The organism is Limnothrix sp. FACHB-881 (assembly GCF_014698135.1).
In the GTDB taxonomy this organism is placed as follows: Bacteria; Cyanobacteriota; Cyanobacteriia; order CACIAM-69d; family CACIAM-69d; genus CACIAM-69d.
In genome coordinates, this window is record NZ_JACJSN010000003.1 from 171,082 (window position 1) to 182,299 (window position 11,218).

Annotated in this window: 9 protein-coding genes and 1 pseudogene; 3 read left to right on the forward strand and 7 right to left on the reverse strand. The window is 55.8% G+C overall.

The genetic code is table 11. The annotated features are described in order from the left end of the window. Positions 1 to 371: 371 nt before the first annotated feature. From H6G52_RS04795 to H6G52_RS19025, 4 genes and pseudogenes are all read right to left on the reverse strand, one after another. A complete protein-coding gene (locus H6G52_RS04795) occupies positions 372 to 668 on the reverse strand; it encodes a 2Fe-2S iron-sulfur cluster-binding protein (RefSeq protein WP_099531595.1) in 297 nt (98 codons plus the stop codon). A gap of 429 nt (positions 669 to 1,097) precedes the next feature. After that, entirely contained in the window at positions 1,098 to 3,089 is a 1,992-nt protein-coding gene (locus tag H6G52_RS04800; protein WP_190526798.1) for a TolC family protein, read from the reverse strand. A 346-nt stretch (positions 3,090 to 3,435) separates the two neighbouring features. Further along, the gene (locus tag H6G52_RS19020) at positions 3,436 to 4,572 is read right to left on the reverse strand and encodes a DUF512 domain-containing protein (protein WP_190526926.1); all 1,137 of its coding nucleotides are present in this window, start codon (positions 4,570 to 4,572) and stop codon (positions 3,436 to 3,438) included. A 39-nt stretch (positions 4,573 to 4,611) separates the two neighbouring features. After that, positions 4,612 to 5,259 (reverse strand): annotated as a pseudogene (locus H6G52_RS19025) (PDZ domain-containing protein); the annotation flags it as partial. Between the two features lie 215 nt (positions 5,260 to 5,474). On the opposite strand from H6G52_RS19025, the gene H6G52_RS04815 reads away from it, so the two are divergent. Beyond that, positions 5,475 to 6,836, forward strand: coding sequence for a 1-acyl-sn-glycerol-3-phosphate acyltransferase (locus H6G52_RS04815; protein ID WP_190355588.1), 1,362 nt, complete (start codon positions 5,475 to 5,477; stop codon positions 6,834 to 6,836). Positions 6,837 to 6,926: 90 nt separating this feature from the next. Here H6G52_RS04815 and H6G52_RS04820 read toward each other — a convergent pair whose 3' ends face one another. The 3 genes from H6G52_RS04820 to hemW are packed head-to-tail and all read right to left on the reverse strand — an operon-like array spanning position 6,927 to position 9,669. Continuing rightward, a complete protein-coding gene (locus H6G52_RS04820; protein ID WP_190526800.1) occupies positions 6,927 to 7,490 on the reverse strand; it encodes a Uma2 family endonuclease in 564 nt (187 codons plus the stop codon). Between the two features lie 47 nt (positions 7,491 to 7,537). Then, a complete protein-coding gene (locus tag H6G52_RS04825) occupies positions 7,538 to 8,425 on the reverse strand; it encodes a restriction endonuclease (RefSeq protein WP_190526802.1) in 888 nt (295 codons plus the stop codon). After that, positions 8,422 to 9,669: a radical SAM family heme chaperone HemW gene (gene hemW / locus H6G52_RS04830; protein ID WP_190526804.1), complete on the reverse strand. Its 1,248-nt coding sequence runs from the start codon at positions 9,667 to 9,669 to the stop codon at positions 8,422 to 8,424. Before hemW ends, H6G52_RS04825 begins: the two co-directional genes overlap by 4 nt. Here hemW and H6G52_RS04835 point away from each other — a divergent pair. Both H6G52_RS04835 and H6G52_RS04840 read left to right on the forward strand, forming a co-directional pair. Beyond that, positions 9,661 to 9,879, forward strand: coding sequence for a hypothetical protein (locus tag H6G52_RS04835; RefSeq protein WP_190526806.1), 219 nt, complete (start codon positions 9,661 to 9,663; stop codon positions 9,877 to 9,879). The two genes, hemW and H6G52_RS04835, sit on opposite strands and share 9 nt — an antisense overlap. 224 nt (positions 9,880 to 10,103) lie before the next feature. Continuing rightward, positions 10,104 to 11,180, forward strand: coding sequence for a PIN/TRAM domain-containing protein (locus H6G52_RS04840; protein ID WP_190355591.1), 1,077 nt, complete (start codon positions 10,104 to 10,106; stop codon positions 11,178 to 11,180). Positions 11,181 to 11,218 lie beyond the last annotated feature (38 nt).

Genomic DNA, 11,218 nt, shown 5'->3' on the forward strand with positions numbered 1-11,218 from the left:
TGTCAGTCTGTGGAGTGACCGTAAGACCCGAAAAGCAAGTCTCAGAAAGCGCGTGCTATGAAGCAGAAAACCCAAATCGGGAGACTCGGGAATGCTTGTCTGCTTACGGCGAGAAGGATGACAATTCACCCCCCTATCATTAGCCCCCGAAACAATCTACATGCCTGATTAATCTACTCAATTGCAATTGCACAACAGAATCCGTTGCAAGTGCCACTGTTTCAGGGCAGATGGGCCGTTGCGTTGGAACAATCAACCATTCCCAACGCAAAAACCGAAGGAACAACACAACAAAGCGCTGTCACCTTCGGTAATTGTCGAGTTCTAGAGTTCTGTTCGGCCTAGAAATTACACAAGCACTGGCATTAATACTAGGGCTTAGTACGCACGCTCACGGGGCCATTCACCAACACCTGGCAAGCCAAACGGTAATTGTCGGGCTTCTTGCGAAGGGTGCGATTTTCAAAATCCGTCCGATCGGACAAATTTTCTATCCCTTCCACAATTTCGACAACGCAGGTGGCACATTGGCCATAGCCACCGCAGTTCATCATTTTGCCGTACAGCTTATAGATATCAATGCCGTTCTCGATCGCCTTGATTCGCAGGTTGGAACCGGTGGCGGCGATTACGTCCTTGTTTTCGTTAACGAAGTGAATAGTGCCCATAGGGTGTTGGGAAAGGGACTCGCTGACGGGGCGTAGCTCAGGGGGAATTGTGGGTCTTTGCTGAAAACTGGGAACTCGTGTGGTGGGCAGGGCGATCGAGAAGGGGCAAAAACCACGACCAATGCCACTGCTTCGCCCAAACACAGGTGCAGTGCTGCAAGCAAGGGACACAACAGATGCAGCAACAGATGCAACAAACGCAATGAAAGCAAAGGCAATCGGTGAAAGATTGCAAGATCATTGCAAGATGTTGCAGTTTGTTGAGCTACCCCAGTTTAATGCGAGTGCCTCAGGAGCAATCGTGGCAGAGAGTCGAAAAAACCGACCTCGGCCCGATCGCCCCCCAAAACGCAAGACCGCTCAAAGCAGGCCATTCCAGTTCGATCGATCCCGATCCGTTGGAATGCAGACGCGGGCCGACCAAGCCCCCTACGGAGTAGCAGGGCCCGTCGGTGCATCAACCAGTTCAGGCAGTTGAATCGGTTCCGGAACCGGTTGAATCGTACCCGGCGGCAGGTTGCTGACGGCACGGTTGAGGGCGGCCAACGCGCGGTTGTAGCCAATAATCGCAATCAGCACGTTACCCCGCGCCCGGGTGAGGCGGGTTTCTGCGTTGAGTCGATCGGTCTGTGTGCCCACGCCGGCCTGGAACCGGAGCCGCGCCAAGCGCACTTCCTCTTGGGCTGACTCGATCGCCTTGAGGGAAGTTTGAATGTTTTCAGCGTTGGCTTGCAGGTTGGAGTAGGCCACTTCCACTTCAAACCGAATTCGATCGCGCGCCCGACCCACACCGTTTTCGGCCTGCTCGATCGCCACCGACTCCTGACGTGCCTGGGCCCGCGCCGCTCCGCCATCAAACAGCGTCCATTGCAACTGTAAGCCCGTGGAATAGCCGCTGACCAAGCTGAAGTCGTCATCGGGCTGAATCACATCCAGCAACTCATAGCGAGCAAAGGCACTGAGCTGGGGCCCCAACTGAGACAACCGGGCCCGCCGTTGGGCGCTGTTCAGTTCTCGCTGGGCCAGTTGCTGTTCAATTTCTGCCCGGTTGCGATAGGCCAACACGATGCTGTCTTCGAGGGGCAACGTCCATTCTCCCGCCTTGGCGATCGGGTCAGCGGTTTGGATATCGATCGCCTCCGGCAAACTCAACAGCCGGGCCAGTTCTCGGCGGCGCTGGGTTTGTCGATCGCGCGTTTGCACCACCAACTGGCGATCGTTGGCCAATTCCACTTCCGCTTGCAGCACCTCAAACCGCGTTCCCAACCCAGCCTTTTCCAAAGCTTGGGCATCCTTCACGCTTTGCTCCCGAAACTTGACCGCCGATTGGTCAATTTTGAGCTGCTCGTTTTCCTGTTGCAGCCGGTAGTAGCTATCGGTGATGTCGCGTCGCAAATCCTCAAAGGTGGCTTCGAGGGACAACTCAGTGGCTCGCAACTGGGCTTGGGCGGCGGCAATGTTCGCGGGCCGCAGTCCCGAAGTGTAGATGTTGTAGCTCAGTTCCAGAGCGCTGCTCCAGGTGAACTGATCTTGGGTGTCAATATCTACCTGGCCCCCAAAATTGCCGAGACGGCGAGCGGTTCGGTTTTGCAACAACAGATTCAAACGACTGCCGGCCGTGAGCGAATCCGTGAGGGAAGAGGAGAACCGCAATTGGGGATAGTTAGCGGCGATCGCCTGGCGCAGTTGGGCCCGGCTGCTTTCGATGCTGAGGTAGGCCTGGCGCAGGTCTCGGTTATTGCGACGGCCAATTTCTAGGGCCTGCTCAAGGGTAATCGGCTGGGTCAGCAAGATCCGCACTTCTTCCGGCAGGGTGGGAAATTGCAGCGGGTTTGGGTCAGATTCCAGCCGTTGGATCACCAGCTCATCCGCTTCTGTGTTGCCTTCAGGCCGATCGCCCAAGGAACCAGGCGCTGAGGGCACATTTCCGAACGGATCGGGATTACTGGAACTATCATTCGCCTGGGCCACGGGAGCTGAGTCTCCCCCGATCGACTCGAAAGCGTCGGCCCTGGGGGAGGCTGCTGCAAGCGCTTGCTCTTGACTGGCTTGCTCTTGGCTGGCTTGCTCTTGGCTGGCTGATTCTTGGGCGATCAACTCCTGATGACGCTCGGCAGCGATCGGAACTGCGGTGGCCACCACACCCACAGCCGGTTTGGCCGGTTTAGCTGGCTTCGGCAAATTCAGCGAATTAACAGGCGAATGAGGCGATTCAGCGGATTCAGCAGATTCCGAACCAGTCGCGGCGGCTGAATCCGGTGGCGAAGTAGGGGACTTGTCGGCTATGACATGATCAGCTTCAGCCAAGGTGGCGGCCGCATCCGCTTCCACCGACTCGGCGCGGGCGGCATCCGCCCACAGACAACACAACGCGACGGTAACCCCTAAACCCGTGGCGATCGCTCGATGGGCAATCTTCATAACCAAAACTTGCTTCGCTCCTCACGCCTAAAACCGGCTGTTTTGACGGCTGCCACTGGTGCAAAGTTCGTAAATTACTCAATTACTCGCCTATTGCTCGCATCGTCACCAGCAGACGCTGCCAACTCCCGAAAGTTCGGGGCCCGAAAGTTCAGGGATTGATTACTCCCTGTGGGGGTTGCCAGCGTCGGTTGGATGGCCTTGCGCAGTGGATACTCGATCGAACTGAGATCAAACTGAGAATCGACCCAGGATCGAATCGAGGTTGTGCCTCAAAAAGCATACTGGTTAGTCTAGCGGCTGGCCTACAGAATCGGCCGGCTCGCTCCCCCGAGTCCCGAAACTCCTACGCCAGCAAATCACTGGGCGCTTGGGGGGCGATCGCTTGGGGCCAAGCGGCGGCCACCGCTTGTTCAATCACCGCTTCAGCACTGGTGACAATCACGATCGGGACTTGCAGCCGATCGCTCACCTCCTGCACCGTCATATCGTCCAAAAAGCGCTGTTCACCATGGCGCAACATCAGCGACGGCAGCAGCAACGCATCCCCCAAATCTTGGCCCGCCAACTTTTGCACCAAATCCTGGCCCGTCAGCAAGCCGGTAACGGTCATGGTTTGGCCCCAATAGTCCGAATTCAGGGCCGCCAACTGCACCGTTAGCCCCGAAATTTGATTGAGCTGGCGCACCAAACCACTGAAGGGCCGCTCCACCGTGTTCCCCACCACCCAGGTGAGACGACGGGGAAAGGGGGTTGCACGCACCGGGTTCGCCGCCAGGGCCCGCTCAAACTGATCCACAAACAGCCGAATGGAACCCACGCCGTTGTCAATTTGCGGAAAATCTTCGTACTCGACCATTTCCGGCAAATCCTGACCCGCAATCAGAAACCACTCGTCGGCTAACCAAACGAACGTGGAACCGAGGGTTTGGCGAAAGGTTTGTTGGAGCGATCGCACCTGGGCAATAACTTCGCAGGCTTTGGCGGGGGTGACGGGCTGTAGCTCATCATCGGCCGGGCGGAATTGCGTTAGCCCCGCTGGCACGATCGCCACGGAGGTGACCGTTGGGCGATGGGGTTCCACTTCGTCTTGGTCGCCATCTAGATCATCACCTAGCTCGTTGGGGTGTTGATCATCCCAAGCGGCCCGATCGAACCCATCGGCCTCATCCCACTGATCATCCCCATCGGCCTGATCCTCCTCTGAATCCCAATCCGTTAGGCCCATGGGCTGCGATCGCGGATCGAACACACTTGGATCGAAAACATCTGGATCGAACGCATTTGGGTCAAAAACATTTGGGTCAGACAGATCCGACTCTGCCGCTTCTGAACCGTCGAGGCGATCGATCACCGCCACCCGATCGCGCTCAGATTCGATCGCCCCCAAATCGGCCCCAGGCGATCGCCCCGCCAACAGCGTCACATTTTCGGAAATGGCCCAGCCACCCCCGATCGCGGCTTGGTCAGCCAGGGCCGGCATAGCCCGCCGACTGGGCCCGGCTTGGCCCGCAGGCGATCCATAAAAGCCGGCTAAATCATGAATGGTTCGCTCCAAATGCACCCCGTCATTAATGCCAGGGCAGAGCACCACTTGAGCATGGATTTGCAAGCGCCGATCGCGAAACCAAGCTAACTGGTTCATGATCTCGCCCGCCCGAGAATTTTTCAGCAGGCGCGATCGCACCTCTGGCTCCGTGGAATGCACCGAAACAAACAAAGGCGACAACCGCAGCCGCTCGATGCGATCCCATTCCCGCTGCGTCAAATTGGTGAGGGTGAGATAGGAGCCATAGAGAAAACTCAACCGATAATCATCATCTTTGTAATAAAGCGATGCACGCTTACCGGGCGGCTGTTGATCAATAAAACAAAAGGGACAGCGGTTATTGCACTGAATCAGACCATCAAACAGGGCCGCTTCAAATTCCAAGCCCAACTCGTCGTCATAGTCCTTTTCAATTTCAACCAGGTGGGTGCGATCGTGCTGATCCAGCACTTCCAACTCCAACACCTCATCGGCACAGAGGAAGTTGTAATCAATCAAATCTCGGGGTTTTTGGCCATTGATGGCCACCAACCGATCGCCCACTTCAAACCCCACCTCTTGGGCAATTGATCCGGGCAACACTCGCGTAATTTTGGCCGGTCGCACCGCTGCTTCGCTCATCCCCACGCTCCTGAATAGACAACTGGCCAGGCGGTCACCAATCGTGTTTTCCTTGGGCACAACCGGCCAAAATACAGACACCCGATGGCGATTGTGCTGGGGCGATCGGGCCTATGCTGTTGATTCCAAAGCCTTGAACCCCACTGGGCAAGGCCAAGGCGGCTTTGGTGGCCGTTGATTGCTCGTAACCACTCTACCAACTGTTGATTAACCCTATGCCCGCCGCATCCGCTTCCGGCATTCAGCCCACTCTGGAATTCATTCCGCCCAACTACACCCCTTGGGTGCATCGGTTGGCGCGTTGGATCTTTCCTTGGTTGATTCGCCAACAGGGCATCGCAAAACTCCATACGGAAAATGCTGAAACGTTGGCGGAACTGTTTCGCGACTTCCAGGCGGGCAAACTCCGCTTTATTTTGGCTTTTCGGCATCCCAGCACCAATGACCCGTTCGTGATGTCCCACTTGCTGTGGGAGGCAGTGCCCCAGGTAGCGCGCGATCGGGGCATTCGGCTTCCGGATTGGCCGCACACGCACTTTATTTACGATCGGGGCATTCCCCTTTGGGCGGGGGATGCGGTGGCCTGGATGTTTTCCCACTTGGGGGGCACGTCAATGCAGCGGGGCAAGCTCGATCGCCCCGGGCTAAAAACGGCTCGCGATCTGTTGCTGAACGGGCGGTTTCCATTGGCGGCGGCCCCGGAAGGCGCAACCAACAGCCACAGCGAAGTGGTTAGCCCCCTGGAGCCGGGCGTGGCCCAAATGGCCTTTTGGACGGTGGAGGATTTGCGATCGGCCGGGCGATCGGAGCGGGTGGCCATTGTCCCGATCGGGATTCAATACACCTACCTTTCGCCCCCTTGGGCCGAGATCGATCGGCTCATCGACACGATCGAAACCAGCCTTGGCCTCACGAATCCCCTGAAAACTACCGCCCCCACCAGCCCCGAAGAAGGTCGCTACTTGCGGTTATACCTGTTGGGCGATCGGCTCCTGGACTTGGTGGAGCAGTTTTATCAAACCTTCTATCAACAAACCCTCCCGATCGTGGACTTGCCCGACCCCAACGAACGCATGGGCCAACGGCTGAAAAATCTCTTGGATACGGCATTGCGGGTGGGGGAAGCCTATTTTGGCGTAACCAACACTGGCACGGTTGAAGAGCGTTGCCGGCGGTTGGAACAGGCCGGCTGGGATCGGATCTACTGCGATGATGGGCGATCGCGCTGCCCAGTGGAGCGCGGTTTGGCCAACTGGGTGGCCGCCGAAGCCACCATCCGAATGCAACACATGCGCCTCGTGGAACGGTTCACCGCCGTCACGGGCCGCTATGTGCGCGAAAAACCCACCGCCGAACGGTTTGCCGAAACCCTACTGATTTTGTGGCGCGTCACCACCTGGATTCAGGGAGACGACACCAGCAAGCCCCCGCAACTGGGCAAACAAGCGGTTTGGTTACGGGTTGCTGACCCAATTTGGGTGAGCGATCGCGCAGCGGACTACAAAGCCAATCGCCGCGCCACCCTGCAATCCGTCACCCAGGAAATTCACCAATCCCTCAAAAACCTAATCGCCTAGCCGGGTCACCCTCAACCGGACTTTTCCTGGTTCGCCGCTGTCCGACGAGCCAGGAAGCGTTCGGAAATGACGATCACGGCGAAAATGGCCTCAGATGCCAAGAAATTGCACATCTTCGTATAAGTCCAGCACCGAAATTTCCAAATTCCAGCCAACTATTTGGAATCGATCGGCTGGGCCAAATTTCTCCGTTTCCCAGATGCCGAATGAATTTTTCTGGCGCACTTCCACTTGCATTTGATCTTGGGCAATTAAAAGATAAGTTTTTAGGGTTTCTAGTTGCTGATAGTCTTCAAATTTAGCTCCCCGATCGAACCGCTCCGTGGAAGGGGATAGCACTTCAGCAATCAATGAGGGATAGCACTTCATATATCGATTGTCCCGATCGCGTGGATCGCAAGTAACGAACACATCAGAGTAGTAGAAAAAATCATGATTTCGCCCCACTTTCACGTTGCCTGAGTGGACGAAGCAGCCTTGCCCCTTCAGGCGCGATCGCAGCAGGCTCACCAGCGCTAGGCTGATCAAGTCATGAACATCACTTCCACCGGCCATGGCATATACCAAGCCCGATCGATATTCATGGCGCATGGGGCTATTGGCTTCTAGGTTGAGATATTCCTCGGGGCTGAAGTAGGAGTAAGCAGCAACCATTGTTTTAACCAGTTGAAAGTTCAATTTTAGCCAAGAACTTGATCAAGTTAAAGGTTTTTAAACCAATCTTGATTAATTTCTACCACTTCAATTGTTTTGGTTTTCACACCCAATTGTAGCTTCACCAATAGCCTACATAGCTCTTCTCCATCAATTAGATCCAAAGCTGGCGCACCATCGCGGGTTGCTTCCTGCTTAGCAGAAACAGTGAAAGTTCCAGTTGTTAGAAATAAACCCTTATCGGTACGACCAATCATGGATCCTCGAAAATCTCGAATTTCACCAGGGCCAACAGAACCTTTATATCGTTTGCACTGGAAGAAAACCTGAAAGCTGAGGAGCGCGATTTTCAAAACACCAACGCCATCAATTCCTCCATCCCCTTTTCGCCCTGTAACTTGAACCTTCGTAAATCCAGATTCTCGTAAAATTCGCTGACACAAACGCTCAAAGGCATCCGGGGAAAGACTTTGTAATACTTCCAGTAATTTTTCAATCCATTGATCTGAGTTCAAAAGAAGAGCAGGCGCTTGAGTATCACCGACCAGTTCATCAAAACTTTCCATGTCTGATTCAGTGACTAACTGGTCTTGAGCAGCATGATGATTCACTCGCTTTTTGGAAGCTGAATTAATCATAGTTCGGTTGATAGTGACTGGCGTGAGCTGCCATCCAGTGGCAGTGAGTGACCAATTTCCCCGCTCATTGCTTTCAATTGCGCCATAGTTTTTAAGATACGTTCTTGTCCAAGCCAATCGATAAGCAATTAAAGTTTGTGGCCCATTTTTATGAAGAATATTTTGTTGTTCTTCCGTGAATCCTTCGAGTTCGCAAACTTGATCATAAATTTCTTGAATCGTGCCAGAACCACCCAGAAGCTTAAGTGCTTCGATGGTTGAAGCATACATTTGGTCATGTTTAGGTAAATGAGTCATTGCGAGGGTTCCTGTTCCAAGGTGCTGAAAATTTCCGCCAGAATGCTGTTAGAAAATAGCAGACCATCCGGTTCTGCAAGAGCAAGCCGATCGCCCGATCGCACCACCCAACCCTCCGCCACAAATCGATCGAGGCATTGCAACACCCGATCGACCCAAACCGTGCCAAATTCTCGGCGCAGGGGTTCCAAGGCCAAACCCTCCGCCAACCGCAACCCCAACATCAGCGTTTCTGCCAATCGATCGGGCGCAGATTGAGGTGAAGCGGGTGGTTCAATTGCGCCGTTGTTCAGCCAATCGTAGTAAGCAGCTCGGGTGCGGGGCCGGCCAAAGCGCTGCCCGGCCACGTAGCTGGTGGCTCCCATCCCAAAACCGTAGTAGGGGCGATTTTCCCAGTAGGTGCGGTTGTGGCGACACTGAAAGCCCGACTGGGCATAGTTGGAAACTTCGTAGTGCTGAAAACCCGCTGCCTGGAGGGTTTGGGAAGCCATCCGATACATTTGAGCCGTTTGTTCATCGGAGGGTAGGGGCCGATCGCCCGGTTGGTAGCGTCGATCGAACACGGTTTGCGGCTCAATGATCAGGTCATAAACCGACAGGTGCGCCGGGCCACAGGCCACAGCCCGATCGAGGGACGCTTGCCACTGGTCGATCGACTGATTGGGTAATCCCGAGATCAGATCTAGGCTCCAATTTTTGACCCTCGCCGCCTGCAAAAGGGCCACAGCCTGTTCAATATCTTGGACTCCATGCGATCGGCCGCAGGCGGCTAACAATTCCGACTGAAAGGCTTGCACCCCCAGGCTAATGCGGTTGACCCCAGCCGCCAAAAAGCCCGCCAACCAGGCGCGATCGAACGTGCCCGGATCGAGTTCCATGGAAATTTCCACTTGGGAAGCCAACCCAAAGCGGCGATCGAGCAGTTGCAAGAGCCGATCGACCTGTTCGGGGGCCAGCAGGGACGGCGTGCCGCCCCCAAAAAAGACGGTTTCCAAGGGTGGTTGGTCTGCGGCGGCGCGATCGGCCCCAAGGGTGATTTCCCGCTCCAAGGCTGCCAAGTATTCAATGATTTGGGGGCTGTTGCGACCTGTGGCGGGTTCCGGTGGTTGGTCGGGGCGATCGCGGAAGGTTTTGAACTCCCCCACCACGGAAATGGGGAAATCGCAATAAAAGCAACGCCGCCGACAAAAGGGAATGTGCAAATAGGCGGCCCGGGGCGGGGCCAGGGCGACGGGATGACTCATGGGATTCTGTCGGCGTTTCGGGTCGGTGTTTTGGGTCGCTGTTGCCGGTTAGCTCGATCGGCTTGTGGAAATCGGCTGGCGCGATCGCGTGCCTTAGCTCGTTTGATTTGCTGGCCCGATTTGCTGGCTCGATTCGCTAGCTCGATTTGCTGGCTCGATCGGTTAACCGCCCTGGGTTTCAGCCAAAGCCACCAAGCCACGGGGCTATAATACTCATCAAATTCTGTCAAGAATTGGGCGCAATCGTTCTGAATCGCCGCCCCTGGGCGACCGATCAGAAGCAACCACCGCGACCAATCCCAATTCGACTCAGCCCCCACCCACCGAAGAGCCTGGAATTAGCCACCGCGATCGTTCCTGCATCCACCGCCTGCAAGCAATGCTCTGAGCAATGGTCGCGATGACTCGGGCGATCGTCCACTCGATCGATGACCATGATTGACACCGTAATTATCCTTTCATTTCTGATCGCCGGTGCGGGCATTGGCTTTTTCGGCATTGACTTTTTGCCCGCCCAAACCCTGGCCCAAGTCACCAACCGCGAAGGTCTCAGCTTTGCCACGGGTGGTTTTGGGGCCCTGATTGGCTTGGTGCTGGGACTGGCTTGCCAAACCACCTACCGACGCATTGAAAACCAGGTGCGCCAAATGCCCCCCGATCGGCTGCTGACCCGATCGGGTGGGGTGGTGTTGGGGCTGTTGATGGCCAACTTGATGTTGGCTCCTTTGTATCTGCTGCCGTTTCCTTGGGAGCTGGCCTTCATCAAACCCCTCGTGGCGGTGTTGGGCAGTGTGCTGTTTGCGGTCACGGGCGTATCGTTGGCCGACACCCACGGGCGATCGTTCCTGCGGTTAATTAACCCCAACAGCGTTGAATCCATCCTGGTCAGTGAAGGAACCCTGGCTCCGGCCGCCGCCAAGGTGGTGGACACCAGTTGCATCATTGACGGCCGGCTGACGGCCCTGCTGGAAACCAAATTCATTGAAGGGCGCTTGATTGTGCCCCAATTTGTGTTGCAGGAATTGCAGCGCATTGCCGATTCCGCCAGCGACCAAAAGCGATCGCGCGGGCGGCGGGGTCTGGATATTTTGCAGCAAATGCGTGAGGCCTATCCCGATCGACTCACGATCCATTCCGCCGACTACGAAGACATCACCACCGTCGATGCCAAACTGGTGCGACTGGCCCAAGAAATCAACGGCGCACTGCTGACCACGGACTACAACCTGAATAAGGTGGCCACGGTGCAAAACGTCCCGGTCTTGAATGTCAATGACCTGGCCGATGCCCTGCGCCCCGCCTACCTGCCCGGCGACAGCATTGAGCTAAAAATTGTTCGGGAAGGCAAGGAACCGGCCCAAGGGGTGGGCTATCTCAGCGATGGGACGATGGTGGTGGTTGAAGATGGCAACTCCTATTTGGGCGGTGAATTGCGGGTGGTGGTCACCAGCGCCCTGCAAACTTCCGCCGGGCGGATGATTTTTGCCAAACCCGAAGCCGCCGTTTCATAGGCCATTGCATCTAGGCCATTGCATCAAGGTTAGGCAGC